This window comes from Candidatus Polarisedimenticolia bacterium (genome assembly GCA_036001465.1).
Lineage (GTDB): Bacteria > Acidobacteriota > Polarisedimenticolia > Gp22-AA2 > Gp22-AA2 > Gp22-AA3.
The window spans coordinates 23,788-50,481 of record DASYUH010000032.1; the positions used below are offsets into that span (position 1 = coordinate 23,788).

Annotated in this window: 26 protein-coding genes and 1 pseudogene; 9 read left to right on the forward strand and 18 right to left on the reverse strand. The window is 68.3% G+C overall.

Annotation, left to right across the window (positions count from 1 at the left end):
• Positions 1-36: 36 nt before the first annotated feature.
• Both hflC and hflK read right to left on the reverse strand, forming a co-directional pair.
• The gene (gene hflC / locus VGV60_05940; GenBank protein ID HEV8700795.1) at positions 37-975 is read right to left on the reverse strand and encodes a protease modulator HflC; all 939 of its coding nucleotides are present in this window, start codon (positions 973-975) and stop codon (positions 37-39) included.
• The gene (gene hflK / locus VGV60_05945) at positions 972-1,946 is read right to left on the reverse strand and encodes an FtsH protease activity modulator HflK (protein ID HEV8700796.1); all 975 of its coding nucleotides are present in this window, start codon (positions 1,944-1,946) and stop codon (positions 972-974) included. Before hflK ends, hflC begins: the two co-directional genes overlap by 4 nt.
• A 38-nt stretch (positions 1,947-1,984) precedes the next feature.
• Between hflK and VGV60_05950 the strand changes: the two genes are divergently transcribed.
• The 5 genes from VGV60_05950 (at position 1,985) to VGV60_05970 (ending at position 7,426) form a co-directional block, all read left to right on the forward strand.
• Entirely contained in the window at positions 1,985-2,212 is a 228-nt protein-coding gene (locus VGV60_05950) for a hypothetical protein (protein ID HEV8700797.1), read from the forward strand.
• 202 nt (positions 2,213-2,414) lie between these two features.
• Positions 2,415-3,002 carry a sigma-70 family RNA polymerase sigma factor gene (locus VGV60_05955; protein HEV8700798.1) on the forward strand — a complete coding sequence of 196 codons (588 nt, stop codon included), beginning with the start codon at positions 2,415-2,417 and terminating at the stop codon, positions 3,000-3,002.
• The gene (locus VGV60_05960) at positions 2,999-4,024 is read left to right on the forward strand and encodes a FecR family protein (protein HEV8700799.1); all 1,026 of its coding nucleotides are present in this window, start codon (positions 2,999-3,001) and stop codon (positions 4,022-4,024) included. The genes VGV60_05955 and VGV60_05960 overlap by 4 nt, the downstream gene beginning before the upstream one ends.
• A 17-nt stretch (positions 4,025-4,041) precedes the next feature.
• Positions 4,042-4,971: a hypothetical protein gene (locus VGV60_05965; GenBank protein ID HEV8700800.1), complete on the forward strand. Its 930-nt coding sequence runs from the start codon at positions 4,042-4,044 to the stop codon at positions 4,969-4,971.
• A gap of 73 nt (positions 4,972-5,044) precedes the next feature.
• Entirely contained in the window at positions 5,045-7,426 is a 2,382-nt protein-coding gene (locus VGV60_05970) for a TonB-dependent receptor (GenBank protein HEV8700801.1), read from the forward strand.
• A gap of 82 nt (positions 7,427-7,508) precedes the next feature.
• Here VGV60_05970 and VGV60_05975 read toward each other — a convergent pair whose 3' ends face one another.
• Positions 7,509-8,066 (reverse strand): porin family protein, encoded by a 558-nt coding sequence (locus VGV60_05975; protein HEV8700802.1) that lies wholly within the window; start codon positions 8,064-8,066, stop codon positions 7,509-7,511.
• A gap of 226 nt (positions 8,067-8,292) precedes the next feature.
• Here VGV60_05975 and VGV60_05980 point away from each other — a divergent pair, with 226 nt between their 5' ends.
• Both VGV60_05980 and VGV60_05985 read left to right on the forward strand, forming a co-directional pair.
• Positions 8,293-8,490 carry a hypothetical protein gene (locus VGV60_05980; protein HEV8700803.1) on the forward strand — a complete coding sequence of 66 codons (198 nt, stop codon included), beginning with the start codon at positions 8,293-8,295 and terminating at the stop codon, positions 8,488-8,490.
• A complete protein-coding gene (locus VGV60_05985) occupies positions 8,487-9,173 on the forward strand; it encodes a molybdenum cofactor guanylyltransferase (GenBank protein ID HEV8700804.1) in 687 nt (228 codons plus the stop codon). The genes VGV60_05980 and VGV60_05985 overlap by 4 nt, the downstream gene beginning before the upstream one ends.
• A 48-nt stretch (positions 9,174-9,221) precedes the next feature.
• Here VGV60_05985 and VGV60_05990 read toward each other — a convergent pair whose 3' ends face one another.
• Positions 9,222-12,029 carry a M14 family zinc carboxypeptidase gene (locus VGV60_05990; GenBank protein ID HEV8700805.1) on the reverse strand — a complete coding sequence of 936 codons (2,808 nt, stop codon included), beginning with the start codon at positions 12,027-12,029 and terminating at the stop codon, positions 9,222-9,224.
• Between the two features lie 111 nt (positions 12,030-12,140).
• Between VGV60_05990 and VGV60_05995 the strand changes: the two genes are divergently transcribed.
• The gene (locus tag VGV60_05995; GenBank protein ID HEV8700806.1) at positions 12,141-13,310 is read left to right on the forward strand and encodes a Xaa-Pro peptidase family protein; all 1,170 of its coding nucleotides are present in this window, start codon (positions 12,141-12,143) and stop codon (positions 13,308-13,310) included.
• A 45-nt stretch (positions 13,311-13,355) separates the two neighbouring features.
• On the opposite strand, the gene VGV60_06000 is transcribed toward VGV60_05995, so the two are convergent.
• The 12 genes and pseudogenes from VGV60_06000 to VGV60_06055 form a co-directional block, all read right to left on the reverse strand.
• Positions 13,356-14,177, reverse strand: coding sequence for a formylmethanofuran dehydrogenase subunit C (locus VGV60_06000; GenBank protein ID HEV8700807.1), 822 nt, complete (start codon positions 14,175-14,177; stop codon positions 13,356-13,358).
• A gap of 13 nt (positions 14,178-14,190) precedes the next feature.
• The gene (locus tag VGV60_06005; protein HEV8700808.1) at positions 14,191-15,816 is read right to left on the reverse strand and encodes a formylmethanofuran dehydrogenase subunit A; all 1,626 of its coding nucleotides are present in this window, start codon (positions 15,814-15,816) and stop codon (positions 14,191-14,193) included.
• Positions 15,817-15,838: 22 nt separating this feature from the next.
• Positions 15,839-16,810: pseudogene (locus VGV60_06010) on the reverse strand (formylmethanofuran dehydrogenase subunit B).
• A 12-nt stretch (positions 16,811-16,822) separates the two neighbouring features.
• Complete coding sequence (locus VGV60_06015) at positions 16,823-17,170, reverse strand: hypothetical protein (GenBank protein HEV8700809.1); 348 nt, start codon at positions 17,168-17,170, stop codon at positions 16,823-16,825.
• Between the two features lie 220 nt (positions 17,171-17,390).
• Positions 17,391-17,759: a molybdopterin dinucleotide binding domain-containing protein gene (locus VGV60_06020; protein HEV8700810.1), complete on the reverse strand. Its 369-nt coding sequence runs from the start codon at positions 17,757-17,759 to the stop codon at positions 17,391-17,393.
• Between the two features lie 85 nt (positions 17,760-17,844).
• Positions 17,845-18,768: a formylmethanofuran--tetrahydromethanopterin N-formyltransferase gene (gene fhcD / locus VGV60_06025; GenBank protein ID HEV8700811.1), complete on the reverse strand. Its 924-nt coding sequence runs from the start codon at positions 18,766-18,768 to the stop codon at positions 17,845-17,847.
• A gap of 248 nt (positions 18,769-19,016) precedes the next feature.
• Positions 19,017-19,445: a chromate resistance protein ChrB domain-containing protein gene (locus VGV60_06030; GenBank protein HEV8700812.1), complete on the reverse strand. Its 429-nt coding sequence runs from the start codon at positions 19,443-19,445 to the stop codon at positions 19,017-19,019.
• A 28-nt stretch (positions 19,446-19,473) separates the two neighbouring features.
• Positions 19,474-20,142 (reverse strand): Fe-Mn family superoxide dismutase, encoded by a 669-nt coding sequence (locus VGV60_06035; GenBank protein HEV8700813.1) that lies wholly within the window; start codon positions 20,140-20,142, stop codon positions 19,474-19,476.
• A 183-nt stretch (positions 20,143-20,325) separates the two neighbouring features.
• The gene (locus VGV60_06040) at positions 20,326-20,613 is read right to left on the reverse strand and encodes an efflux RND transporter permease subunit (protein HEV8700814.1); all 288 of its coding nucleotides are present in this window, start codon (positions 20,611-20,613) and stop codon (positions 20,326-20,328) included.
• Positions 20,614-20,803: 190 nt separating this feature from the next.
• Positions 20,804-21,091, reverse strand: coding sequence for a YtxH domain-containing protein (locus VGV60_06045; GenBank protein ID HEV8700815.1), 288 nt, complete (start codon positions 21,089-21,091; stop codon positions 20,804-20,806).
• A gap of 169 nt (positions 21,092-21,260) precedes the next feature.
• Positions 21,261-22,154 carry a hypothetical protein gene (locus VGV60_06050; GenBank protein HEV8700816.1) on the reverse strand — a complete coding sequence of 298 codons (894 nt, stop codon included), beginning with the start codon at positions 22,152-22,154 and terminating at the stop codon, positions 21,261-21,263.
• A 17-nt stretch (positions 22,155-22,171) separates the two neighbouring features.
• Positions 22,172-22,519, reverse strand: coding sequence for a hypothetical protein (locus VGV60_06055; protein HEV8700817.1), 348 nt, complete (start codon positions 22,517-22,519; stop codon positions 22,172-22,174).
• A gap of 227 nt (positions 22,520-22,746) precedes the next feature.
• Here VGV60_06055 and VGV60_06060 point away from each other — a divergent pair, with 227 nt between their 5' ends.
• Positions 22,747-25,725, forward strand: a complete 2,979-nt coding sequence (locus VGV60_06060; GenBank protein ID HEV8700818.1) for a lamin tail domain-containing protein — start codon at positions 22,747-22,749, stop codon at positions 25,723-25,725.
• Between the two features lie 6 nt (positions 25,726-25,731).
• On the opposite strand, the gene VGV60_06065 is transcribed toward VGV60_06060, so the two are convergent.
• Positions 25,732-26,112, reverse strand: a complete 381-nt coding sequence (locus VGV60_06065; GenBank protein ID HEV8700819.1) for a hypothetical protein — start codon at positions 26,110-26,112, stop codon at positions 25,732-25,734.
• 137 nt (positions 26,113-26,249) lie between these two features.
• Entirely contained in the window at positions 26,250-26,549 is a 300-nt protein-coding gene (locus VGV60_06070) for a hypothetical protein (protein ID HEV8700820.1), read from the reverse strand.
• Between the last annotated feature and the right edge of the window lie 145 nt (positions 26,550-26,694).

A 26,694-nucleotide genomic window follows, 5' to 3' on the forward strand; every position in this document is an offset into this window, starting at 1 on the left:
CTGATCCGCGGCCCCGCCGAAGACGCGGACAGGCTCCTAGCGCGAGGCCTTGAGATATTTCAGGAACTCCCCGTCGGTGGTCAGGACGAGGAGCGTCTGCTCGTCGAGGGTCTCGCGGTAGGTCTCCATCGTCTTGAGGAAGCGGTAGAACTCGGGGTCGCGGTTGTAGGCCTGCGCGTAAATGTCGCCGGCCTCGGCGTCCGCCTTCCCCCGTATCTCCTGGGACCGGCGGAACGCCTCCGAAGTGATCGCCTTCAGCTCCCGCTCCTTCTCGCCGTTGATGCGCGCCGACTCGCCCGCGCCTTCGGAGCGGTACTGCTCGGCGATCCGCTTGCGCTCGGAGATCATCCTGGCGTAGACCTCCTGCTGCACCTGCTCGACGTAGCTGATCCGCTTGAAGCGGAAATCGAGGATCTCGATCCCCAGGTCGGTGGTGCGCGCCGCCGCGGCCTTCAGCACTTCCATGTCGAGCGCGGCGCGGCCGAACTCGATCTTCACCTCCCCCTGCGGGCGGTCCCCTTCCGAGACCTCGTCGCCGCCGGCGAACGGACGGTTGGTGCTGCGGACGACCTCGATCAGATCGTGCTTGGCGACGGTGTTGCGGGTCTCGCCGTCCAGGATGTCGTCGAGGCGGGACTGGGCGCCGGTCTCGTCGCGCAGGCGCTGGAAGAACAGCAGCGGGTCGGTGATGCGCCAGCGCGCGAAGCAGTCGACGTAGATGAAGCGCTTGTCCCGCGTGGGGACCTGGTTGGGGTCGCCGTCCCATTCCAGGAAGCGCTTGTCGAAGTAGTTCGCCTTCTGGACGAACGGCTTCTTGACGTGGAGCCCGGGCGTGGTCACGGCATGCCCGACCGGCTGGCCGAACTCGGTGATCACCACCTGCTCGGTCTCGGCGACCTGGTAGACGGTCCCGGACAGGACGATCACCGCAAAGAGGACCAGAGCTCCCGCCGCGACGGCGCGGACCGCGGTCATGGTTTCGCCTCGTCCAGGTTGAGCAGCGGCAGGAGCCCCTTCAGCCGCTCGTCCACGATGATCTTGCGTTTCAGCTTCGGGAAGACCGCGTTCATCGTCTCGAGATGGATCCGCCGCCGCGTGACCTCCGGCGAGCGGAGGTAGGAGGCGTGCACGGCGCGGAACAGCTCGGCGTCTCCCCGCGCGCGGTTGATCCTCTCGGTGCGGTACCCTTCGGCCTGCTGGATCGCCTGCTCCGCCTCGCCGCGCGCCTTGGGGATGATCTTGTTGTATTCGGCGCGCGCCTCGTTGATCATCTTCTCGCGCTCCTGCTGCGACTGGTTCACCTCGTTGAACGAGGCCTTCACCGCGTCCGGCGGGTTGACGTCCTGCAGGACGATCTGCTCCACCTTGACACCCATCTCATATTGATCGCACAGCTCCTGCAGCCGTTTTTCCGCGGCGGCCGCTATCTCCTGCCTGCCGATCGTCAGGACCTCGTTGACTCCGCGGTCACCGATCACCTCGCGCATGACCGCCTCGTTCAGGTCGCGGAACGTCTCGCGCACCTCGCGCACCTTGAACAGGTACTTGTACGGATCGCGGACGCGGAACTGCGCCGTCCACTCCACGATGGCGACGTTCAGGTCGCCCGTGAGCATCAGCGACTCCCTCGTGAAGCCCCCCTCGGAATAGCGCGTGCTGACCGCCGCCTTCTGGGTGCGGAAGCCGAACTCCTCCTTGAGCTGCCTCTGGACGGGCACCTTCAGGACCGTCTCGATCGGATACGGCCATTTGGTGTTCAGTCCCGGATTCCCCTGGCGCACGTAGCGCCCCAGCCGCAGCACGACCCCCACCTCTTCGGGGGCGACGGTGTACCACGTCGAGAAGAGAAAGATGATGGCCAGAAGCGCCACGATCCCCCCCAGGGCGCCGCCCCAGGGGAAACGCGGGAGCTTGAAGGGCAGGGCGATCGGGTCTCGAAGGGTCATGGGATTCTCCGTTTCGAGAGCGTATCATTCAAGCCGATATGAGCGGACAGAATCTTTCCCGGCGCGCCTTCACACGGGACATGCTGCACTCGCTCGTCATCTTTTCGCTCATCGAGATCTGCTCCACGCACGATGATCCCTCGCGGGGCTTCGCCTGTCGGATGGATTTCGTCGATCTGGATCGCGCCGAAGTCCTCAAGGTCGATATCCTGTGCGCCCGGCGGCTCGATGTCGACGAGGCGCTGCGGCTCTGCGGCCAATCCTGAGTCTCGCGGGCGGATGCAACGTGGCGCGAAGCCTGTTGCTGTCTTCATATATCCATATGACAATAGAGCACTTACATGTCCTGACTCACAACGGCCCGAAACTCCCTTCGGGATCCGGCGCGCCGATCAACACGCTTCGCACCACCATGGAAGGATTCCGCTCCGTCGAACGCTCTCACCGATGAGCCGGAAGAGAGGTGCGGTGCCCGAAGCGACCCGAGCCGACAGGGACCTGGTCAAGCGGATGCTTGGGGGAGAGGAACGCGCCTTCACGGAGTTCTTCGACGGCCACTTCTCCAGGCTCTACCGCTTCGCCCTTCCGCGCCTGGGACGGAACGAGGACGCGGCGGAGGAGGTGGTCCAGGCCGCCCTGTGCAAGGCGATCTCCGCGATGAAGTCCTGGCGCGGCGAGGCCGCCCTGTTCACCTGGCTCTGCACGTTCTGCATGCACGAGATCGGCAGCCACTACCGGCAAAACGATCGCCGTCCGCTGCCGGTGGGCCTGGTCGAAGATGCGCCAGCGATGATCGTCCCGGACGAGGCGCGCCGCAGCGAGGTCGCAATCCTGGTGCACGCGACCCTCGACGGACTGCCGGACGGATACGGTGATGTGCTCGAGTGGAAGTACGTCCTCGGCCTCTCGGTTAACGAGATCGCGGAGCGGCTCGGGGTGAGCTCGAAGGCGGCGGAGTCGCTGTTGACGCGGGCCAGGCAGGCGTTCCGCGATTCCTATCCAGCGCACGAAGGAGCCGGAACGAAGGGACAAGGAAACACAGGAACCGTGAAATGACGAACAATTCAGGCCGGCCTCCCGAAGACGATCCGATCGTCCGTATCCTGGAACGCGCCGGTCCGCGCCCGATGGCCCCGAGAGAAGGAGCGGAGCGCGTCCGCTCGGCCGTGAGGGCTCACTGGCAGAAGGAGACGAGCGGGGCACCACGCAGACGGACTCCGGCATGGATCGCCGCATCCCTGGCCGCAGCCGCGGCCGTCGTGCTCGTGGTGGCCTGGGGGGTGTGGAGCCGCGGACAGCGACCACCCGGCGCGCCGAAGGCCATCGCGATTCTCCTTCGGTCGGAGGGCTTAATTCGGCTGGTCGATGGAGCGCCGCTCGGTGACGGCGGCGGGGCGCTTCGGCCCGGCGACGCCCTGGCTCCGGGGGCCATGATCGAGACGGCCGAGAACGGACGCGCCGCGCTGGCGCTCGCCGACGGGCCGTCCCTCCGGATCGATTCCGGGACGCGCGTCCGCCTCCTGCCCGGCCCGACACTCGACCTCGAACAGGGGGCGATCTACATCGACAGCGGCCCCGGGCAGGCCCGGCGGGCGTTTCTCGAGGTCAGGACGCACATGGGGATCGTGCGCGACATCGGCACGCAGTTCGAGGTCCGCCTGACTGCGGACGAGCTGTGGCTGAGCGTGCGCGAGGGGCTGGCCACTCTGGCGCGCGCCGGCCGATCGTTTGCCGCCCCCGCCGGCACGAGGCTCGTGGCAGGGGCGACGGGTGTGGAGAGCCGCGCGCTCCAGGGTCCGGACTGGAGCTGGGTCCTCTCCATCGCCCCGGCATTCGAGATGGAGGGCAGGACGCTTCACGAATACCTCGATTGGCTGGCGCGCGAGACGGGATGGCGGGTGGAGTTCGCCGACCCGGCAATCGCCCGCGAGGCCTCGACCGTCGTCCTGCACGGCTCCGTCGCCGATCTTCGGCCGGACGAAACACCGGCGGCGGTCCTGCCGACCTGCGGGCTCCGGCACCGACTGTCCGACGGCACGCTGCTCATCGAGCGCCTGGACGGCGCAGGGAGGCCATGATGATCGGAGGACCACGGATGATCCGGTCTCGCAGGCCGCGGCGCCACGCCGGCGCCCGCCAGGCCGGCCGGACGCTCGTCATGACGCTGGCCCTTCTCCCGGCGCTCCAGGCCGCGCGGGCGGAAGAGCCGCCAGGGCCGGGCACCCCTGCTTCGGGCGCTCCGGCGGCGCGCGCGGCACAGCCCGACTATCTGGCCGACCGCGGCCCCGGCATCGCGACCTCGTTGTTCGGGACGTACGTCCGGAAGGGTGAGTGGCTGGTCTACGCCTTCTACGAGTACACCAAGAACTCCGACTTCGAGTACGCGCCGGAAGATATCGGGCTCACGGGGAACCAGGAGTTCTTCGGCTCGCTGCGCGAGCACGAGCACCTCCTCTTTCTGTCGTACGGCCTGAGCGATCGCCTGGCGGTGGAGCTCGAAGGCTCCCTGTCCACGCGGTCGACGCTGGACCGGCCCGCGGCGGACACGTCGGGCGGGCCTCTCCGCCTGACCGAATCCGGCCTGGGAGATGTCGAGGCCCAGGCACGCTGGCGATGGCTGGGCGAGACCGCGCGCCGTCCGGAGCTCTTCAGCTTCTTCGAGGTGGTCTTCCCGCTCCAGAAGGAGAAGGTGCTCATCGGCACCCAGGATTGGGAGTACGCCCTGGGGATCGGGATAATCAAGGGACATCGCTGGGGTACTCTCACGGGGCGACTCTCCGTCATGTACGATCGCGCCGAGGGCTCGGTCGAATCGGGCGAGTTCGCCGTGGAGTACCTGAAGCGCGTGTCAAGGGTCTGGCGGTTCGTCGGGGCGCTCGAAGGGGAGAGCGACGAAGTCGAGCTCATCCTGGAGGCCCAGGCGCGTCTTCACCCGCACGTCCTCCTCAAGCTGAATTCCGGGTTCGGCGTCACGTCGAAAGCCGCCGACATCGCCCCCGAAGTGGGCGTTCTGTTTTCCTGGTGATCGGAGCGGCAATGTCTGCTTGACCGGGCCCCGGTTCGTCGTACAATTTCAGGAGGACAAAGCGACGAACCCCATGCTGGCGCGCCCTTTTCAGGCCTTGCGGCCGAACCTGCCGCTCCTGTGCGCCTTCCTTCTCTGGGCGGGTGGAGGCCTTTGCGCCGCCGACACCTCGCCCGACGCGGGCTTGGATCAGACGACGTTTGCCGGGCGCACGCTGGCCGGGGCGCTCCACGATCTGGGCGACCGGGGTCTCCGGCTGATTTACAGCAGCGACCTGGTCCGGCCGGACATGATCGTCGCCGTCGAGCCCCGGGTCGCGCCGCCGCGCGACATCCTCGAGCAGATCCTCGCGCCGTTCGGCCTCGAACCCCGCGACGGCCCGGGAGGGACCGTCCTGATCGTCCGATCGACGGCGACGCTCCGGACGGACGGGGACATCGGCCGCCGCTTCGACCACCATCCCGTCTTTCGCGAACAGATCGAAGTCACCTCGAACTCGTCCGGATCGATGGCGGACCGGCCCGAATCGCGGACGACGCTCGGCCCCGACGAGATCGGGCAGGCGCCCCGGATCGGCGACGATCCGAATCGGATCGTCGCCCGGCTCCCCGGCTTCGCGGCGGGCGACCGGTCGGCGGAATTCGGCATCCGCGGCGGCGAGCCGGACGAGACGTTGTTCATGCTGGACGGCCTGGCGATCGACGATCCCTTTCACCTGCAGGGACTCCTGCGCTTCTCCAGCATCATCGATTCGAAGGCGCTCGGCAGCATCGAGGTCCTGAGCGGCGGTTTCCCGGCCGAATACGGCGGCCGGATGAGCGGCGTCGTCGAGCTGGCGTCGCGGCGCCCCGCCGGCGCTCCGCGCACGAGCGTCAGCGCCAGCAGCGTCAATTCCAGCTACCTGTCGGAGGGGGCCTTCGCCGACGGAGACGCGCGCTGGCTCGTCTCGGCGCGCGCCTGGCGCCCCGATGCGATCGTCGATCTCGTCACGGCGGGGAACGAAGGGCTCGATCCCGACTACTACGATGTCCTGGGCAAGGTCGAGACCACGGTGGGTGACGGGACGATCCTCTCGGGCCACGTGCTGGCCGCGCGGGACGGCGTGGACACCGAGACGGCTCCGATGGACGGTCATGTGACGGCTCGGAGCGGGAGCCATTACGCCTGGCTGAACCTCAAGACCCCCTGGACCGACCGCCTCTACTCCACCACGGTCCTCTCGCTCGGGCGGGGCGCGCGTCGCCGTCAGGTCGGACTTTCGGACGCCACCGGCCAGGAGGCCGCGGTGAGCGACTGGCGGTCCTTCGGCACGGAGTCTCTCGGCCAGGACTGGCTCTTCGAGGCGACCGATCGTGTCGCGTTGAAGTGGGGATTCGGGGTGAAGCGGATCGCGGCCTCTTATGATTTCACCAGTCATGCCCTGAGCATCGATCCGCTGTTCACGGGCGGGCTCCCTCAGACGACCGATCGCGCCGCGGTGGTGCGGCCCGACGGGACGGAGTACGGCGCCTACCTCAGCCAGCGTCTCCGCCCGCTTCCCTCGCTCACGATGGAGATCGGCGTCCGCGCGGACCGCCAGACGCTGACGGAGGAAAGCCAGATCAGTCCGCGCGCCAACCTGGCCTTCGCGCTCGGGTCGGGAAGCGCGCTCCGCCTGGGCTGGGGCCGTTTCGACCAGCCCCAGGGGCCCCAGGACCTCCAGATCGAAGACGGCGTCACCCGGTTCTTCCCGGGACAGCGCGCCGAGCACATCTCGGTGCATTTCGATCACGCCTGGAAGGGCGGAGCGAGCCTCGGCCTCGCCGCCTACTCCAAGGAGATGACCGGCTTGCGCCCCCGCTACGAGAACCTCTTCAACGCCATGACCCTGTTCCCTGAAATCGAGCCGGACCGCGTTCTCATCGCGCCGACCCGCGCCCGCGCGACCGGCATCGAGGCGACCCTGGCCATGGATCGGGGCCGCGCCTTCGGGTGGTGGGCCGGCTACGCGCTGGCCCGGGCGGAGGACGACATCGACGGGCGGATGGTCCCGCGCAGCCGGGACCAGCGGCACACCTTCAACGCCGTCGTGCGCCGCCGTTTCGGAGCGCTCTGGGACGTCGCCCTCGCCGGCCAGTATCACAGCGGCTGGCCGACCACCTCCGTCATGGCCGAGACGGTGCAGAATCCGGACGGTTCCACCGCGATCCGGGCATTCCTGGGGCCGCGCAATGCGGAACGCCTTCCGCCGTTCCACCGCCTCGACCTGCAGGTCCGCCGGCGCTTCGCGATCGGCCGGGGCACGCTCAGCGCCTTCCTCGAGATCACCAACCTCTACGGAAGGGAGAACGTCTGCTGCATCGACGGGTTCCGCTACCTCCCGCGGCCCGACGGCACCGTGCGCGTGGAACGCCGGGAGAGCTTCTGGCTGAGGCAGGCGCCGGTCTTCGGCGTGACCTGGGACCTCGGCCCCTGAGCCCCGGGGAAAAAAAGCCCCGATCGCGTCGGCGATCGGGGCTGTGGGACTGATTCCGGATCGGAAGAGCCGTTGCCGGCTCCTACCGGCCTCCGAGCTTCCAGGTCACGCCCGCGGTGACGGTCGTGATCGTCGAGCTGTCGTCGAAGGTGGTCTCCTTGAGCAGCGACAGGTCGGCGCGGAACGCGGCCCGCTTGGTCTTGCCGAAGTAGATGCGGGTCCCGCCGCCCACCTGGTAGGCGATGGAGTTGTCGCTGCCGCCGGAGTCGACCTCGACGTCGGCGCGGCCGAGGCCGGCCATCACGTACGGCACCAGCTCCTTTTTACGGGGATGGAAGTTCATCACCCCGTTCACCATGATCACGCGCATCGTCGTGTCGACGTTCGTCCCGGAGACGTCGCCGTCCGCGGACGCCGACGAGAACATCCCCTCGACCTGCCACTGGTCGTTGAGATGGTAGCCGCCGCGGACTCCGATGAACTGGGCCGAGTCCACGCCGGTGCTGTCGGACCCGACGTCCGACTGGCCGATGCCGAAGCCGATCTCGCCCTTGGCGTCATTGTGCGAGGTGTTCGCCGCGAACGCCGGCGCACCGAGCGCCAGGATCGCGCATACCGCAAAGCACAGGGTCTGCTTCATGAGAGTCCCTCTCCTTTTCTGGTGTGAACCGCTTGGGTGCCCGGACGGCTCGATTTTCCGGGGCGTGCTGCCGAGCAGTGCCTCCTTCCGCTTTCCATGGGCTTCAAATTAGGGGCGCCCCGCTGGCCGATCAAGCGAATGACCAAATCGTGGCGCCTGACAGGGCCCGTGCCTTTCATCATTGAAACAGGCTCCCTTCCGCCCGGCCGGTGACATAATTTCCCCGATGACGAACCTGAATTCCCGTGCCGCGACGCTGATCCTCGCGGTGGCGCTGGCCCGCTGCCTGCTGTCCCGGGTGACCGAGGCGCGGGTGGAGGCTTTCGGCCGGGCGCGCTTCGGCCGCCCGCTGTTCATGCCCGACATGGAGCCGTTCGGCCCCGCGACGGATTTCGCCGGAGACCAGGGTGCGCCTCCCCGGTGAGCGACGCGAGCCGCACTCCCCCACCCGGCACGCCGTCCATCGATCGCCCCCGCGCGGCCATCCGCTTCGGAGGGATCGTCCTGGCCGGGGGCCGGAGCGCGCGCATGGGCCGGCCCAAGGCCTGGCTGCCGGTCGGCGATCGCACCATGCTCGAGACGGTGGTCGCCGCGATCGCGGCGGGGCTGGGGTTCCACGCGACGCCGATCGTCGTGGTGGGGGCGCCGGGGCAGGAGCTGCCGGCCGTCGGGGTGCCGACCCTGCGCATCGACGACGACATCGAGGGGGAGGGGCCGCTGCGCGGCATGGCCGGAGGCCTCGCGGCGCTGCAGGGGAAGGCCGACGCGGCGTTCGTCTCCTCCTGCGATGTGCCTCTCTTGAAGCCGGCCTTCGTGGCGCGCATGCTGGCGCTGCTCGGCGATCACGACATCGCCGTGCCGGTGGCCGACGGCCTGCATCACCCGCTCGCGGCGGTCTACCGAATCGAGGTCCTCGTGACGGTGCGCGAGCTGCTCGCCTCGAGCCGCCGCCGGCCCTTCTTCCTCTTCGAGCAGCGCAGGACGCGTTTCGTCTCCGCCGCCGATCTGGAAGCGGCCGATCCCGGCCTCGACAGCCTGAAGAACGTCAACACGCCGGAGGAGTACGAGCGTCTCGTCCGCAGCCTCGGGACCAGCCGGGGTTCGTGAAGGGCCGGCTCGCCGCGATGATCGGGGCCTGCGACCGGTACCGCGGCCTCACCGCGGCAGGGCGCTCCAGTTGAGGATCGCGTTCCAGAGCAGGCGGTGATCCGAGCGGTTCATGTCGCGGTGGATCGGGCTGAAGTTGTAGGCGACGACGTGGCCGCGCCCCTGCGGCACGTCGAAGATGGCGGGGCGCCCCTTCAGATTGGCTTCGCCGCGCATGCCGCCGCTCACGACCATCGGCCCGGGTCCTCCCCAGGTCGACACGACGAAGCGCCGGTCGGCGGGGCCTTCCAGGCAGGACGTGCAGTACGCCATGGTCGCCCACCGCATCGGCATGTCGTAGACCGGGTTGTTCAGCCGGAAGACCGAGGTGCCGGCGCCGTACCCGTAGGCGATCGGGTGGTCGGGCCGCTCGAAGCTCAGCCGCAGCTCGCTGCCGGGCGTGAACACCTCGAATCCCGCCGCGCGCCGCATGCCGCGCACGAGCCCCCCCTCGAGGACGAGCGTCGAGCCGTTCCCCAGCGTGAGCAGGACGCCCCCGTCCTCCACGAAGCGCCGGATCGCCTCGAGCCCCACGAACCCGGGCCCTCCCGTGATGTCCTCCGAGGCGACCGGCTCTCCGTGGCTCGGGAACTCCGGGGTACGCGTGTAGGCCATCGGGCCCGCGGTGGGCGCGATGCCGTGAATCTGCCCCTGCAGCTCGAGGCGGGCAAACGGCCCATAGACGATGACGTCCACTTTATGTTTCAGCCCGCCGGCGCGCACGTCCTCGTCGCGCAGGTGCGTGAACGGGATCTTCTCCCGGTCGAGGGTGTAGCGGATCCAGCCCATGGAGTCGGTATCGGCCCAGGGGACCCAGACACCGATGCGGGCCAGGGCCGCTTCGTGGCGGGCCACGTCGGGCGCCTTCGGCGCGGCGCGGAAATCGAGCGCCAGCTCGCGGCTCACGGCCTCGAGCGCCGGGCGGAGCCCTTCCTGCTTCGGCAGGATCCAGGACCCCGCCGGGTAGTCGACGGCTCCGCTTCGAAACGCCTTCTCCGCGATCTCGACCTTGAAGCGCGACAGGCGGACGCGCGCGGCGAGGAGCGCCTCCTGCCCGGTGTCCCTGAGCAGGAAGACCGGGCCGTCCCCCGTGACCTGGCCCCGGGGCTCCACGTCGGTCTGCACCGGCTCGGCGGGCGCACCCTTGACGCGCTCGTCATCGATGCGCGCGGCGGTCACGCCGAACCCGACCGGGAAGGCCCACGAGACGTCGTCGTACGGGATGCTCGGCGATTCGCCCGGGAAGCGCTGCGGCTCCAGGACGTCCACCGCGTAGTTTCTGTACGGCTGGTCCAGCTTCACGATGAAGCTGCCGCGCGGGAACGTCCCCTCCGCCACCTTGAGATCGGCGGTCAGCCGGCCGACCTCGATTCGTTGATCGCGGAGCCGGTTGATCATCGCCGCCACACGCAGCGGGTCGTCCTGGCCGTCGGGGATGACGAAGGCGTACGGCTTCTCGGTCACCCCCTTGCGCCAGGAGTTGTAGCCGGTGCGGTAGAAGTTGCGCAGCATCTCCTGCGCGTGGCGGGCGCTCCAGTCGAGGATCGACAGCGCGGCGGTCTGCTGGTAGTTCACGTTGTCCCGCATCGACCAGCGGAAGGCCTGCGGCGGCGGCACCGGGCGGAACCACTCGCGCGTCATGTACGCCTCCTGCTCCGTCCCTCCTCCCATGAGCGAGCGGTCGGCCGTCTCCGGCGTCGTGTTGCCGAACGTCTCGTAGCCGCGCCCGATGCTGTTGTGGTTCATCGCCACCGAGTCGAGGTAGTGCTGGCCGAAGCCTTCGCCGAAGTCCCAGGTCCAGACGCCGGGCATCCCCATGGCGGTCAGGGAGGTGACCTCGTGGAAGCTCATCTCCAGGAACTGGCTGGTCACGATCGGATCGAGGTGCGGGTTGTAGGGGCCGGTGCCGTTCCAGGTCTGCAGAAGCGCGATCGCCTCGTGCAGGTCGTGCACCACCGTCGGGTGCCAGTCGTGGAACATGCCGTGCACGGCCCGCGTCGTCCCGAACGCCTTCTGATGCGCGTCGCGGTTGATGTCCACGTAGACGTAGCGGTTCCAGTAGGGGGGGGACATGCGCGGCAGCGAGTCGTAATCCGTCTTCCCCTTGAGGTAGCGGTAGAACCAGTCGGCCACCTTGTCGCGCCCGTCCGGCTCGGAGACCGGGTTGATGAGCACCAGGACCTTCTCGCGGATGGCCCGGATCATCGGCTGCTCGGACACCGCCAGCCGGTAGGCCAGCTCCAGGCCCATCTCGGCGCTGCCGGTCTCGTCGGCGTGCAGGCCGCAGTTGAAGTAGTAGATCGGCCGCGCCGTCGCGATGATGCGCTCGGCCTCCTGAGGGCTGGTGCGGCGCGGATCCGCCAGGGCGGCCGTCGCTGCCTTGAGCCGCGCCAGGTCGCGGATGCCGGCCTCGTCGGCGATCACCACGAGGACGATCTCCCGCCCCTCCTCCGTCTTGCCGATCGTCTCGACGCGCAGGCGCGGAGACGCCGCCGCGATCGCCCGCATGTAGCCCTGGATCGGCCCGGCGTGGGTCAGCTCCCCCGCCGCGCCGGCGATGTGGCCGAGATGCTTCGTGGGGGACGGAACCGTCGCCGAGCCCGGCACGTAGGCCACCCAGGGACTCAGGAAGCGCGGCTCGGTCGTGTCGCGTGCGATCGCTTCGACCGATCCCGGCTCCGGCGTGTCGGGGGCGTAGGGGTTTTCGGCGCCGCGGCTCTCGGTGCAGAGGCCCGTGGCGACGAGCCCTGCGGCGAGCGCCAGGGCGACGGTGACGCGCGATGGACGAGGAGAGGCTCCTGGGACGGGACCATTCATGGAAGGGCTCCGATTCGAGGGGTGAAACCCGAGGTATCCGGCACGCGGGCCATTCAATCACAGTTCGGCCGCGCCCGGTCCGACGGGCGGAATGCTAAGATCCCGCTCACCATGGATCACCGGGTCGATCTCGCGCGCCTGCGGACCGGGCGCCTGGCGCGGCTTCAGGCGGCGATGCGCGCGCAGGGCATCGAGACCTGCCTGCTGTTCAACGAGCCGAATGTCCGGTACGCGACCGGCGCCTCGGTGATGCCGATCTGGAGCAACACGACGTTCGTCCGCTGCGCCCTGGTGCCCGCCGAGGGTCGGGCCATCCACTTCGAGCACCCGAACTCCATGCACCTGTTCCGCGGCATCGAGGCCGACGTGCGGCCGATGCACGCCTGGGAGTTCTACGACGACACGGAGTCCCACGCGAAGGCCTTCGCGCGCGAGACGGTCGCCGCGATGAGGGAGCTGGGCGTGACCGGGCCCCGTCTCGCCGTCGATCGGCTGGGAACCCCCGGGTCTCTCGCGCTGCAGCGCGAGGGGATCGCGTTCGTCGACTCGGCCCCGGTCACGACGGCCGCCCGTGAAATCAAGACCCCCGAGGAGATCGCCCTGCTCGAGGCGAACGGCCTGATCCTGATGGACATGCTGGCCGACTTCGAGCGCGCCATCGCCCCCGGTGTGCGCGAGCGCGATCTGCTGGCGGTCCTCGCCGGCACGCTGTTGCGGAGCGGCGGCGAGCACCTTGCCACCAGCACCGTCTGCTCGGGGCCGAACACCAACCCGTGGCGCGCCCAGACGACCGACAGGCCTCTCGAGCCCGGCGACCTCGTCTACGTGGACACCGACGCGGTCGGCGTCGAAGGGTACTTCTTCTGCGTGTCGCGGACCTTCCCGTGCGGCGATCGGGCCCCGACGCCGGCGCAGCGCGAGATCTACAGGACCGCGCACGACTGGCTCCTGGCGCTGCAAGAGATGGTCCGGCCCGGTCTCACCTGCCGCGACCTGGCGAACAGGGCGCCGCGCCTGCCCGCGAAGTACATGCCCCAGCGGTACGAGGTCATGATCCACGGCATCGGTCTCGAAGAGGAGAGCCCGAGCGTCGCCTATCCCGGCGATGCGCAACCGAACGGCGACCGCGTCCTCACGGAGAACATGGCCCTGGTCGTGGAGCTTTACTGCGGCGAGGTCGGCGGCCGCGACGGGGTCAAGCTCGGCGACCAGGTCGTGGTCACCGCCGGGGGCGTGAAGAACCTGGTGCCGTACGCTCACTCCGCCGCGCTTCTCCGTTGACGCCGCGGCCCCCGAAGGCGGCGCGCAGAGCCGGGACCTGATGCCTCATCCCTGGGAGTCGCGCGGCTTCCAGACGAGAATTTCCCCCTTGCCCGGGACCGCGGCGTCCCCCGTGTAACGTTGATAGGCCCCGTCCCTCTCCTCGTGGGGCATGCGCACTCCCAGCGTCGACAGGTGCCTCGCGTACAGACGCAGGAACGTGGGATTGTACGTGCAGGAATACGAGAACGTCGGCAGGAGCGGAATCGGCTGCAACGAAATGATGGTGCCCCGCGAGATCCAGGCGCCGGTCCGCAGCTCGGCGCCGCTCCCCAGGAGGATGGTTCCGCCCTGCATCTCCAGGCCGGCGAAGTCCCTCACCCGGTCGCCCACGGCGATGATCCCCCGTTTCATCCGCATCCCGACTTCGAGTCCTGCCGAGCCCCCGATGAGGATCGTGCCGCCCGTCATCCCGGTGAGGCTTCCGCGGTAGGCCGCACCGACCTGGCCGCCGGCGTTCCCGCCGACACGGATGGTTCCCCCGGACATCTCGGCGCCGAGCCAGTCCGAGACGTTCCCCGACACCTCGATGGTCCCCCCCTTCATGCCGGCCCCCAGGTGCATGCCGGCGTTGCCGACGACGGTGAGGCGCCCGGTCGTCATGCCGCGGCCGATCCACTTGACCTTCCCCGCGTCGCCCCGGATCTCCAGATGGTCGCCGGGCGACCCCGCGACCTCGAAGAAATCGTCCACGCGGCGCTGCCGCTTCCCCAGGAAAACGGGAAGGACCCGGATGGCGTCGAGCGCGAGCGCACCCACGACGTCCGGAGAGAGAGACTCCGCCTCGAGCGGGACATTCGGTTGATTCTTGAGGGTCAGGGTCGGCATGCCCGTTACGGCGTCACGTGCAGGCGTGGATGTCCGGCTGCGCGAGGCGCTCCAGCTCCACGGCGTAGTTGTCGAAGGACATGGTGTAGACCTTTTCGAACAACGGGCGCAGGTACGCCTCGATTTGCGCGTCGAAGGAGGGCCGGGTTATGAATTCCCGGCCGCTGGTCACCGCGCGGATCTCCCCCTCCTCGACCACGATCTCCCCGGCCTTGATGACGTAGCGCGGATACTCGAACATGCGGCCGACCGAGGGATTCTCCTCATACACCGCAATGTCCGCGTCGGCCCCCACGCCGAGGTGTCCCTTGCGCGACAGGCCGAGGGCGCGCGCCGGGCCCGCGGAAGTGATGATCGCGATCTCCGACAGGGAGTACTGCCGGTCCAGGTCCGCGAGCACCATGCGCTCCAGCGCCTTGGGCGGCAGCCTCTTGAAGCACTCCCGCCGGTAGTCCACATCCCGCAGGAGACGGATGAGCTCCGGGTAGCGCCAGAAGCCCCCGCCGTTGGGATGGTCCGTGGTCAGGAAGATCCGCCAGGGATCGTCGATGAGCAGCAGCAGCTCCAGTCCCACGGCCCACTGCACCGCGTTGACCAGGCTGCGCTCCTTGTAGGTGTAGGGGACGATCCCGCACCCGGTCTCGTTCTCCACGTCCACGTTGCTCCATTTGCGTCCGGTCAACCCGTGGAGCACGTACTCCCAGGGGCCGTCGGCGGTGACCGTCATGGCATCGCCGAACAGGATCGCACCGGCGTCGGCGGTGAGGTTCTTGCGGGCGTTGAAGGCCTCGGCGAGCGCGGGCGCCTCGGAGCGCAGCGTCCCCCAGCCGTCTCCACCGTAGGCGTGGAACTGCAGATGCGCCAGGTGCGCCCGGCGTCCCTCCAGGACCTTCATCGTCTCGAGCGTGGTGCTGACGTTCCCCGGGATGCCGAGCTTGTTGCAGTGGAGATGGAGCGGATGCGGCAGCTTCAGGTCGTCGATGATCCCCGCGAGGCTCGATATGATCCGCCCGGGCGTCATCTGGCGATAGCCTTCCACCGGCGCGGAAAGCGTGCCGGCGTTCTTGCCCGATTTCCAGGCGACGACTCCTCCCGGGTTGACCGCCTTCACCCCGTAGGCCTTGGCGGCCCAGATGAGCCAGCCCACGACATGCTTCGCGCGATCGACTTCGCCCGCTTCGAGGAGATCGAGCACAATCTCGTTGTTGGCCATCAGCACCAGGGAGGACTTGTCCAGGATCGGGATGTCGTGCAGCTCCTCGTGGGTGTGTCTCGCCGACAGGATCGGGACGGCGGCCTCGTTCACGGTCGTCCAGCCCATCCCGGCGTACAGGTACCCGGTCGCGAAGGTGGTGGGAGTGATGCCGCCGAGACCGGAGCGTCGGTCCGGCGCGTGGATGAACCGGACCGCACGCCGGTAGTTCTCCGGGGTGATGCCCCGGGCGAAGTTCATCGCCGCGCCCGCGACGTGGGTGTGGACGTCGACGCCGCCGGGGAAGACGACCATCCCCTTCGCGTCGATCGTGCGTCCGCCGTCGACCCGGGGGACGATCCGGCCGTCCGCGATGCAGATGTCCTTGACGACGCCGAGGATTCCGTTCGCCGGATCGTGGACCGTCCCGCCCGTTATCCGCAGCATGGAGTCTCCGGCCCGGCCGGCTCTACGCGTTCGCCATCTTCGCGTTCCGCGCGGGAGTCCAGGCCGGCTTCGTCGCCACGGCCTGGCGGATGCGCTGGATGACGTCCGCGTCGGTCGGATACGGCGATCGGAGGGCCGGCCTGAGCGGCAGGGGAACCTCGTCCATGCGATAGACGGTCCCGGGCGCGCTGATCCCGGTGGCCGCCGTGGTGATGTGCACGCGGGCCAGGCGGCTCGTGTGCGTCACCTTCGGATCCAGAACGATGGTCGGGATGCGCGCGAGGTGATCGATCCCCGGCTGGGGCATCGTCGCCCCCGGATCGGCGCCGAGGATGAGGGCGGCGTCGTTGTCCCCCCGGACCAGCAGGTCGACGGTCGAGAACTCCCCCGGATTGAACCGGGGGTAGCCGCGGGCCATGCTGATCCCGAACGGGTACCCCGTGGTCCACCGCAGCACCATGTCCGATCCGGTCACATTGCCGTGCCCGCGCATCGGCATGCACACGAACTTGGTGAAGGCGTTCAGCTCCGCGGCCAGCCTCAGGATCGCCGCCGAGTTCATGTGCTTGCCCCGGGTCATCGAGATCCCCATCCCGAAGAACAGCACGCCGAATCGCGCCCGCTTCATGCGGTCGATCAGATCCTGCATGGCCGCGACCGTCAAGCCGGTCTCCGCGGCGCTCGCTTCGTCCACCTTCTGATTCTTGAGGAGGGCGCGCAGCGTGGTGAGGACCTCGAAGTCCTTCCCCGGCAGGATCTGCAGGAAGATGTCCGCGGCTCTCCCGCTGGGCGTCTCCCGGATGTCCACCAGGACCATGGTCCGGCCCTTGCGCCCTTCGGGCACGAACCGGCCCTTCTGGGTCAGCGTGTACTTCGAGAAATGCCGCGGGTGGCATTCCGCGGGATTCCCCCCCCAGTAGACGATGAAATCCGCCCGGTTCTTGACTTCACCCAAGGTGCAGGTGACCTTGCCACCCAACTGGGCGGCTATCTCGGTGGGGCCGTGTCAAAGCGAGGTGTGGCTGTCGACCACACCTCCAATCAGCTCGGTGAGGGCCACCGCCTCCCGCTGGGCCTCGCAGGTGATGTTGCTCAGCCCGTACACCAGGGGCATGTTGGCGTTGTGGAGAAAGTCGGCCGCCGCCTCGACGGCGGCGTCGACCGTGGCGGGCTTTCCGTCGATCAGGGCATCGGGGAACAGGCGCTCCGCCGTGTGGTTCTTGAACCACGCATCCCCGAGGCTGCAGGCGTTCCTGGCCTTGACGATCCGGTCCCCCTCGGCGTGCAGCTCGATGTCGTCGCAGACGCAGCCGCAGAAGGTGCAGGTGGCGTTCTTGACGACCTGGACGCTCATCGCGTCTCCTCTTCACTCCGTCCCGATCCTCCCGAACCGGGAGGCACGACGAACGCTCAGCCGAGCTCCCGGCCGCGGAAGCTCCCCCGGATGCGGCGGGGCATGTACCGCCCGATCTCCACCATCTCCCAGGGCGGCGAGTCCTGTGGCCCGGCTTCCGGGAGACTGCGATCGACGGAGAACCCGTCGGCCTGTCCGCGAGTCCTGGACGATGCGGGCCTCATGCAGTCACCGGAGCGGCCGGCATCTCCGACGGCATCGGCTCGACCTCGACTTCCCAGCCCTTGGAGGTGGGCATTCCGGTGCCGTCGGTCCCCTGCCCCATGAGATGGCAGGTCGGAGGGCCATAAGGGACGAAGATCATGCCCCGGGGGACCTTCCCTTCCAGGCAACGGAACGTGGCCTCGCCGTTTCCGGACCGGACCCGGACGGTGCCGCCGGTCTGAATCCCGATCTCCTTCATGTCCTCGGGGTGCATGTTCAAGGTGCTCACGATGGCCTTGTACTCGGCGTGATCCTTGCCGACGTTGATCTGCTGGCCCTGCTTGGTGGTGCGGCCGGCGTTCATGATGAAGCGTTTTCGTTCCATGAAACACCCTCCCCGCGCCACGTTCCGGCGAAACGCATCATAGCATGGCGGGCGCGGGGCCAGGGACGGTCGCCCCGCCGCGGTTTCACGTGGCGGCCTCGAGCAGCGCGTGCAGCGGGAAGTGATGCTTTCCGAGCTTGCCGCCGTAGTTCCCCGCCGAGATCTCGATGACGCCGGGACGGCACGCCGCGTCGATGCCGGCGCGCAGGGCCGCCTCGATCGCGGCCCGGTCGAGGCCGTTCACCACGATCTCGAGCACCGAGTTCACGCCCTCCGGCAGCGCGCTCGTCACGCCTTTGCGCCCGCGCAGGGTCGGGCAGTACGCGTCGTTCGTCGACGCGATCATGTTCTTGTAGCGCTTCGCGCCCACCTTGCTGCCGCTGCGCACGATCCCGCCGGGAAAAGGCAGGACGACGCCGCGGACCCTGCGCATGGCGTCGACCGCCGCCTCCGCCGCCGCGAGGGCCGCCTCCTGGTCGCGGGCCAGGATCAGGAAGTTGCCGCCGCCGATCGCCTTCTGCACGCCGAAGGTCTCCTGCACGAGGAATTCCCCCTCCATCACCGGGATCCGCCAGTAACGCTTCCCGTCCAGGAGCTTGCTCGACTGGTAGCGGTCGCCAAAATGGCGCAGCACGCCGCCGACGACGACCCGCTCCCCCGCCTCGGGCAGGCCGTCGAAGCAGGCCGTGGTCGGGCAGGTGAGGACCGTCTGCCCCACCCGTTCGATCAGCCGCTTGCCGAGCCCCTCGGCGTCGAAGGCGAAGAGCGGCACGCTCGCTCCGGGGCGCCCGTCGGGCGTCTCCTCCGGCGCCAGCTCGGCCTCGATGCCGGCCTCGACCTTGCAGCCGATGACCGAGGTGGCGAACCCGGTCATGGCTCGAGCGGCCGTCAGCGCCCACGCCTGCGAGCGCGCCGTGATCACGACGCGCGCCGCGCGCATGTCGAACGCCTCGGCGAAGGTGTCGCCGATCCGCACGCCGCGCCGCTCCATCCCCCGCACCTCCGCCATCCCGGTCATGCCTCCGCTACTCCCAGCGAGTATCTACTGGGAGTCCATCGCCCATGAACTGTACAGCACTCCTCGGCCCCTGCAGACGGGAAAAAGACCACGTGCATGCAGGCTCACTCCCACCCCGGGCACCATCAGCCTGGACCATTCGCGAACGTCGATTGGGGACTGTCAGTGCTCGTGGTGGTGCTGGAGATCAGGCCGATGCGGGTGCGAATGGGTCAGTGGCTCATGTCCGCCTGCCCTTCTCAGGACGCGGTGTCACGGCAGTAGGCGTATAGCGCTTCGTAAATCGGGAACTGCAGTCGCAGCTTCTCGTGGTCGTCGGGGGTGGTCTTGGCGAATCCCAGAGCGGCGGCCAGCAGGCCGGCCGACTCAGGGCACGTGCCGATCTCGCCCTCGATGTCCGCGCCGTGAACGATGCGGGCGAGGCGGGCGAGCGCCGGATCGCGGAGACCGAAGTCCTCGATGAGGACCTCGAATGTGCACCGATTCCCGCGGTGGGTGTAATCCGCGCCGGGGGCGTCGAAGGACTTCCCCGAGAAACTCGCGGCCGTGGGGAGCACCTGGTCAGCGGCAACGAAGATGAACTCCGCCTCCCTGTCGATGAACCGGGTGATGAGCCAGGGGCAGGCCACGCGGTCCGTCTTCGCGCCCTCGCGCGTTATCCACTTCATCTTTGATCTCCCGGTCGCGCGGACCCGCTCAGGCCGCGAACGCCGCGGCGGCCTTGCGCGCGCGCTCGAGCCGCCGGTTCACTTCATCCCAGTTGATGTTCTGGAAGAACGCATCGACGTACTTCGCCGCCGCGGCGCCGTAGTCTATGTGGTAGGCGTGCTCGTACATGTCCATGATGAGCAGGGGCAACCCCGACGCGAGCGCCTGCGTGTGGTTCCCGGACCAATAGGTGCGCAGGTCTCCGGTATGGAAATTGAAGTCGAGAACCGCCCAGCCGCTTCCTCCGGCGAGACTCATTCCGGTGGCCCGGAACACCTCTTCCCACCGTGCGAACGACCCGCAGGCGCTTGCCAGGTCCTTCTGGATCGGTCCAGCGGCCCTGCCGTCGCCACCCAGGTTGCCGAAGTACAGCTCGTGAAGGATCACGGAATTGGTGAACGTCAGTTCCCGCTCCTTCAGGCCGGAGACGATGAAGCCGGGCGTGTCGGCGCCGATCCGCGACAGCTCCTCTTCGACCTTGTTGAGGTTCTTGACCGCGCCTGCATAGTTGTTGTCGTGGTGGGAGACAACGAGTCGCTCGGACAGACCCCGGAGTGTCTTCGGGGCGAAGGGAAGGGGCTTCACCGCATGCTGTCCCGGCGGCGTGGACGTCGACAGCGTGGAGCCTGAAACGGGATCGGTTGGTCTTTGTGGCATGGACAACCCTCCGCGGGCCATGAAGAGGCCGGTGACGCCGGTCACGATTCTGCCGAGCACTTCACGCCTGTTCATCGGACCCCCGCTGCGTTCTCGATCATCGTGGATCGGATCGTGTTCCAGGGCAACCTGGATTTCGTTGCCCGGCTTGTCTCCGGCCAGCACGAGGGGGATGAGCGCGAGTCACGCCATCAGCGCAGTCATGAGGACCGGCGCGAGCCGCTCATGGGATCCGCGAAACACGGCTTCCCTGTTCGGCAGACCCTCATCGCGCATCAGGTGCCCGTAGTAACTGATGAGCAGGGCGCCGTTCCGCCTGGCGATGCCGAAGACGCTGATGAACGCGACGAGCGAGGCGACTCTCAGGCCCTGGCCTCCCGGAGCCACGGTCACGAGCCCGCCGAAAAGGGCGAGGAGCAGATTGACCAGGACGATCAGCCTCGAAATGGCGGGCTGACGGAGACGCGACACATAGGGGGCGATCGTGCGGCTCGCGCGGTCTCTCAATCCGCTGGGCGGCCCCGCCCCGGTGACGCGACCCTCCGAATCCCCGGAGGAATCCGGCACGCGCCAGGGGCGGGACCGCTGCCCTGGAGATCCTGCGGGTGCTGCAGTTACCAGGGCCGACCGATGCGAGGTCCTGCCGTACCGTTCCGCCGGCTCAGTGCCGGTCCGAGTGGTGCGCGGTCGATCTCTCGGCCGCGGGTTCTTCGTACGTATGGACGAACGCCTCTTTGCCTGCCTCGGCCGCCCGTCTGTACGCGGCCTGGAGGGCGGGCGGCACGCGCGCCGCCCGGTCGGCCAGGTCCTCGGTCACCTGCTTCAGCTTCCTGCGGGTGTCGCGGCCGGACTGCGGAGCGGTCAGAAGTGCCACAGCGGCTCCGGTCGCGGCGCCTGCCAGGAATGACAACACCATTCCTCCCGTGTTATTGCGAACGATCTCGCTCATGGGTCGACGACACCTCCTTTCTTCACTTCGTCCCGCGCCGGAACGGCGCCCTCATGGGGGCTGATCGGATCGGCCGCGCCAGGCGCGAAATCACCAAACTGTCAGGAAACCAAAGTAGCACGGACTGGACGGACTGACCACCTCGGGCCGGTGACGCGGCGGCCCCGCGTCAGTTCCGCGGTGCTCCGTCGACGGCCCCCTCGGTCGCTTTCTGGAGCCGCTGGATCACCTCGTCGTAGTAGGGACGATCCTTGAGGCTGGCGTACTCCCCCGGGAAGCAGATCGTGATCAGATCGGCGGACTGGGCGGTGAAGGCGCTCAGCGTGACGGCGCAGCGGAGTCCGTTCGCGAGGCGCGTGTTGTCGATCATCGGGAAGTCGAAGTAGCCGACATCGAAGACCGCGCGGGTGTCGGTCCGATCCGCGGAGGTTTCGGGGGACTGGACCTCCAGGCGCAGGCGGAGCTGCTGCTGGCGTCGATCGACGTCGAGCACGCGCAGGCTCACGTCGCAGCGCCGGCCCTCGACGTCGATCGACTCGCCGTCCAGGGGCACGCCGAAGCGCCCGGTCTTGTCGTACTCCTCGAGCAGGAGCGTCCGACGGAAGCTCTGGCCGTGGCCCTCCAGGGCGAACAGCTGCTTCGCGGTGATTTCGCCGGCCACCCGGTTGATGCGCTTCAGGTACGTGTCGCGGTCCGGATGGTTCGAGACGGCCAGGCGGCGCTGCAGGTCGAGGAAGAGCGGCTTGAGGTTGAGTGAGTCGTGGAAGTTGACCGCCAGCAGCTCGAGGTTCAGCACGCGCGAGTCCAGATCGCCCGGCCGCGGCTGCAGGAACGGCTGGATGATGGACACGAACATGTCCTTGCGCAGGCTGCTCTCCGCCTCTTCGCGCCGGCTCATCAGCTCGGAATACAGGCGGGCGTTGGTGTCGGCCGTCTGCCGGCGCTCCAGGACCTGCGATCCCATGACGCCGACCGTCGCGACGGCCAGGGCGGTCAGCAGGCCACCGAGCGGCTGCAGGACGACGGCCACCTTGTCCCAGAAATCCTTCGGTCCGGTGGGCATGCGGGAGGCTCCGCCGCCTACCTGCGCCGGGCGGCGAGCTTGCCGTCCTTCATCTCGAGAGCGATGTCGTACTGCACCGCATCCTCATTCGAGATCATGTCGAGGGTCGCGGAGGCCCCCTTGTAGGTGACGATGAGCGAGCACGCTCCCAACTCTCCCACGATGAAATGGTAGCGACCGGCCTTGTCGGTGGGCTCCGCCGGGTAGGCCCTCTCGCCGCATTTCGCGGCGACCGTGGCGGCGGCGCCGACCGAGGCGCCTCCCATCGTGACCTTGCCGTACACCTCGCCGGCGAAGGCGGGAGCCGATCCCGCCACGATCAGCGCGCCGACGACGGCCAATCGAAACAGGGGTGATCGTGTCACTGTGGCACCTCCCTCGGCGGCCGGCGCATCCAGCGGATGCTGGGGGTGTGCAGGACGACCGACCCTTCCGTGTCGAGGCCAAGGAGGTTACCGCAAATGTCGATGGATCGCTACATGGCCACCCCCGTGGACGGTGCGGACGGATGAGCCGTTTCGCTTGACACTCCTTCCTCGCCTGCGCGAAGATGGGTACCTAGCGCCTTCACAATCGACTTCAAGGCAGGCACATGCTGAGCGCGCCCCCCCGGCATGCGGTAGATTTCCCTCTCGCCGCCATCCCCCTCGTCGTCCTGATGCTGCTTCCTTTCTGCGCGGGCGACGCCGCCGCTCAGGAAACGCCCTCGCTCCAGGTCGCCCTCAACGAGATCGCCTGGATGGGCACGACCACGAGCGCGACGGACGAGTGGATCGAGCTCGTCAACAACACATCGGCCGCCATCAGCCTCGCCGGATGGACCCTGACGGCGGCCGACGGGACGCCCAGCATCGTCCTGGCCGGCAGCATCCCGGCGGGGGGTCACTTCCTCCTCGAGCGCACGGACGACAACACGGTGCCGGGCATCGCGGCCGACCAGATCTTCACCGGCGCTCTGGAGAACACCGGTGAGATCCTCTCCTTGAGGGACGCCACCGGTGGGCTTCAGGATTTCGTCAATGCCTGGCATGCCGGGAACAGCACGACGCGCCAGACGATGCAGCGTGTCGACCCGCTCCAGCCCGGCGACCTCGCTTCCAACTGGACGAACGGGCCCGTCGACGGCACGCCGATGAACTCCGGCGGCTCGGGGGGCGTCTGCGACCCTCCGACCCGGAGAGTGGACTGCCGGCCGGGACCGCCGTTCCAGCTTCGCGTCGGCGGACCGGTGGCGATCAACGAGCTCATGATCAACCCCGCGGCCGTCCTCGATGCGTCGGGCGAATACGTGGAGATCTACAACTCCGGCCCGAGCCCCGTCGACCTGCAGGGATGGACGCTGCGCGATGACGGCTCCGACTTCTACACCATCCCATCCGGCGCCGCGGTTCTTGTCCAGCCGGGAGGCTTCCTCGTCATCGCGGCGCAGGCCGACGCGGCGCACAACGGCGGATTCACGGCGGATCTCGCGTGGAGCGGTTTCAACCTGTCGAACAGCGGCGATGAAGTCGTCCTGGTGGACCGAACCGGAGTCGAGCAGGATCGCATCGGGTACACCGGGTCCCCCTTCACGGACGGCTCGGGAGGATCGCTCGAGAGAGTCAGTCCCCGGCTCCCCACCTCGGATCCGCTCTCCTGGGAGGTCGCCCGATCGAGCTTCGGTCTGGGGGATCGGGGCACGCCGGGACGCGTCAATGCGCTCCAGTCGAGGCGATACGTGCTCCGTGGCACGCTGGTGACCATGGACGAGACGCTCCCCGAGGCGGACCAGGTCTTCCCGGGCACCCTCTACCTCCAGGGGAACCGGATTCTGGATCTCCTCGCCGAGGGAGAGCCGTTGCCGGCGGACGCGGCGGGGGCCCCGATCATCGCGACGGGGGCGCTCATCTTTCCCGGCCTGATGAACATCCACGACCACATCACGTTCAACACGACCCCCGCCTGGGATGTCCCGTCCCTGATGCAGGACGTCTCCGACTGGACGTCCCTGGACGGATACCGCCAGAACGTGCGGTATCCGCACGACCTCCTGACGGAGGCGAATTACTACGACCTCCTGCCCGAGGTCGGGAAGTACGCCGAGGTCAAGGCGCTGGCGGCCGGGACCACGACGGAGCAGGGGAGCTTTCCGCTCTCGGCCGGTTTCAGCGGGCATCTGGCACGCAACGTCGATGTCGCGAATTTCGGCGTCGATCGCATCCGGCAGCGGTCCCTCTCCATACTGGATTCGACGTTCCAGACCTCGGAGGCGCCCGCTCTCGTCGCGGACATGGAAGCGGGCGGCGTCGACGTCTGGCTGGTGCATCTCGGCGAAGGCACCGCCGAGGACGCCGTGCTGGAGTTTCCGGTGCTGAAGAACGCCTGCCTGCTGCGCTCGGAGACGGTGATCATCCACGGCTCGGCGCTCGCCCCGTCGGAGCTCGACGACCTCGCCGCGGCCGGCGCCAAGCTGGTGATCGCGCCGACCAGCAACTACCTGTACTACGGCGCCACCGCCGACGTGCCGGGGGCCGTGCAGCGAGGCATCCCGGTCTCTCTCAGCACCGACTGGAGCCCCGCGGGGGACAAAAACCTCCTGGCCTCGCTGAAAAGCCTCGCGCTGATCAACGAGACCGTGTGGGCCGGTGCCCTGACCGACCGCGACATGGTCGACATGGTCACCACGAACCCGGCGCGCGCCCTCAACTGGTGCCGCCAGGTCGGCAGCCTGCGCGCGGGGATGGTCGCGGATATCGCCATCATCGCCGGCGATCCGGCCCGGGCATTCCGCGCGCCGATCGAGGCCACCGAGGAGGACATCCTGCTGACCGTGGTCGACGGAGATCCCCTCTACGGCCGGCCGGACTGGATGGCGCAGCTCAAGCCCGGCGACTACGAGACCGTCGGGAGCCTCTGCGGCTTCCAGGCCGCGCTCGACGTGACCGATCCGGGTGTGCCGGGCGGCTCCGAGCTGTTCTCCGACATCCGGGGCCTGCTCGCGGCGGCGTCGGCCTCCGACTTCCAGCACATGAAGGCGAATTTTCAGGACCCCGCCGTGGCCGGGATGACCGATGCGGAGTTCCAGGCCTATCTCGACGCCCGCTTCCCGCTGGGGATCATCCCGCGACCGCTCGATCCGCTCTGGATCATCGACGATGCGGACTACTTCGACGGCCTGAGGAATCCATCGAACGTCAGCGCGCTCGACCCCGCCGCCACACTGGACATCTCGGCCTGGTGGGATGTCGACGGCGATGCGGCGCTCAATGCCTGTGACAATTGCCCCGACCTCGCCAACCCGGGCCAGGGGCCGGTGGTGTTCGGAGGGAGCATCCTCGCCACGGACGCGGCCACGTTCTCGTGGAGCGTGCCGACCGACGTGAAGTTCGTGCGGGGTGATCTGGGCTCGGTCTCGGGCTATCCGGTCGACCGGGTGGGAGAGCTCTCCCACGCGACGTCCCTGACGGACGCGACCTCGCCCGCTGCCGGCTCCGGCTTCTACTATCTGGTCCGACCCGGGGGGACCTGCCTCGTGGGGAGCTGGCAGACCATCTTGGGGGCCGAGCCCGGCCGGGATGCCGTTCTGCCGTGAATCCTGTCAGCGGGACGAATAGATGATCGGCATCTCTCGCGCCGAGCGGGACGACGCGAACTCACCGTCCGCCGGGGCATCCGATTCGCTGACGGCCTTGCAGGCGAAGATCCTCAGGGTGGTCGGCAGCGGCACGACGGGGCCGAGCTTGCGCAGGATGCTCAGGATGTTGCGGCGGATGTCATCGACCTGATCGGTGCCCAGGGCATCGTGGATGACCTTCCCCACGTAGAGGTCCTCGCCGATCCGGCAGAGCCGCAGGAAGGTCGAATCATCGCTGGAGACGTATTTCTGGTCGGCAACGCCCAGGGTCTCGAGCAGCCTGCGCATCCCGCTGGAGGCCTTGAATCCGATGAAGATCGGCTCGTCGATCAGAAGTTCCAGCATGAGAATGTCCCTTCGGCCGCCCGAACCCCAAGTGCAGCGGCGACTGACACAGGTCGTTCGTTGTATGGGCTGTAATCGTTCCCATTCACGATAGTCTGCCAGACCGCGACAAGTCAAGCCAATTCGGGAGAGTTCCCTTACTTCCCCTTGAGCACGAGGGTCCAGGAGCCGGTCTTCCCGAAGTTGTCGGACACCAGGATCCCCTCGCCGCCGGCAACATAAACGTACTTTCCATCGGCGCTGCAGGCGACCGCGGCATCGCCGGTCTCGGACGCCCAGCGAAGCTTGTCCTTGAAGTCGGCCTGCGCCTTCTGGGCGTACAGGCCGCTGCCGAAAAACGCCTGGGCGCTCAGGATGACCGCCGCCGTGACGGCGACGGCGAGGAACCAGCGCCGGATGGACCAGCGCGCGATCGGACTGGCTGCATTCTGATGCATCGTACCCTCCATCGTGACTCTCGATTCGACTCGCCACTCGGCGGCCGCACCGTGCGGCCCCCTTCAAGATAGGTTTTCTGCGGTGGACAGTCCAGACGAGGAGCCCCGGGAATTCACAGCTTCAGTTCAACCCTCCTCGACCAGC

Coding starts and splice junctions, on each gene's coding strand:
- VGV60_05980 (HEV8700803.1), top strand. CDS start 8,293: ATGACGAACCTGAATTCCCGTGCCGCGACGCTGATCCTCGCGGTGGCG.
- VGV60_05995 (HEV8700806.1), top strand. CDS start 12,141: ATGGATCACCGGGTCGATCTCGCGCGCCTGCGGACCGGGCGCCTGGCG.
- VGV60_05975 (HEV8700802.1), bottom strand. CDS start 8,066: ATGAAGCAGACCCTGTGCTTTGCGGTATGCGCGATCCTGGCGCTCGGT.
- VGV60_06015 (HEV8700809.1), bottom strand. CDS start 17,170: ATGAGCGTCCAGGTCGTCAAGAACGCCACCTGCACCTTCTGCGGCTGC.
- VGV60_06005 (HEV8700808.1), bottom strand. CDS start 15,816: ATGCTGCGGATAACGGGCGGGACGGTCCACGATCCGGCGAACGGAATC.
- hflC (HEV8700795.1), bottom strand. CDS start 975: ATGACCGCGGTCCGCGCCGTCGCGGCGGGAGCTCTGGTCCTCTTTGCG.
- VGV60_06000 (HEV8700807.1), bottom strand. CDS start 14,177: ATGCCGACCCTGACCCTCAAGAATCAACCGAATGTCCCGCTCGAGGCG.
- VGV60_06065 (HEV8700819.1), bottom strand. CDS start 26,112: ATGCTGGAACTTCTGATCGACGAGCCGATCTTCATCGGATTCAAGGCC.
- VGV60_05960 (HEV8700799.1), top strand. CDS start 2,999: ATGACGAACAATTCAGGCCGGCCTCCCGAAGACGATCCGATCGTCCGT.
- VGV60_06035 (HEV8700813.1), bottom strand. CDS start 20,142: ATGCCACAAAGACCAACCGATCCCGTTTCAGGCTCCACGCTGTCGACG.
- VGV60_05950 (HEV8700797.1), top strand. CDS start 1,985: ATGAGCGGACAGAATCTTTCCCGGCGCGCCTTCACACGGGACATGCTG.
- VGV60_05990 (HEV8700805.1), bottom strand. CDS start 12,029: ATGAATGGTCCCGTCCCAGGAGCCTCTCCTCGTCCATCGCGCGTCACC.
- fhcD (HEV8700811.1), bottom strand. CDS start 18,768: ATGGCGGAGGTGCGGGGGATGGAGCGGCGCGGCGTGCGGATCGGCGAC.
- hflK (HEV8700796.1), bottom strand. CDS start 1,946: ATGACCCTTCGAGACCCGATCGCCCTGCCCTTCAAGCTCCCGCGTTTC.
- VGV60_05965 (HEV8700800.1), top strand. CDS start 4,042: ATGATCCGGTCTCGCAGGCCGCGGCGCCACGCCGGCGCCCGCCAGGCC.
- VGV60_06050 (HEV8700816.1), bottom strand. CDS start 22,154: ATGCCCACCGGACCGAAGGATTTCTGGGACAAGGTGGCCGTCGTCCTG.
- VGV60_05970 (HEV8700801.1), top strand. CDS start 5,045: ATGCTGGCGCGCCCTTTTCAGGCCTTGCGGCCGAACCTGCCGCTCCTG.
- VGV60_06060 (HEV8700818.1), top strand. CDS start 22,747: ATGCTGAGCGCGCCCCCCCGGCATGCGGTAGATTTCCCTCTCGCCGCC.
- VGV60_06030 (HEV8700812.1), bottom strand. CDS start 19,445: ATGAAGTGGATAACGCGCGAGGGCGCGAAGACGGACCGCGTGGCCTGC.
- VGV60_06020 (HEV8700810.1), bottom strand. CDS start 17,759: ATGGAACGAAAACGCTTCATCATGAACGCCGGCCGCACCACCAAGCAG.
- VGV60_06045 (HEV8700815.1), bottom strand. CDS start 21,091: ATGAGCGAGATCGTTCGCAATAACACGGGAGGAATGGTGTTGTCATTC.
- VGV60_06070 (HEV8700820.1), bottom strand. CDS start 26,549: ATGCATCAGAATGCAGCCAGTCCGATCGCGCGCTGGTCCATCCGGCGC.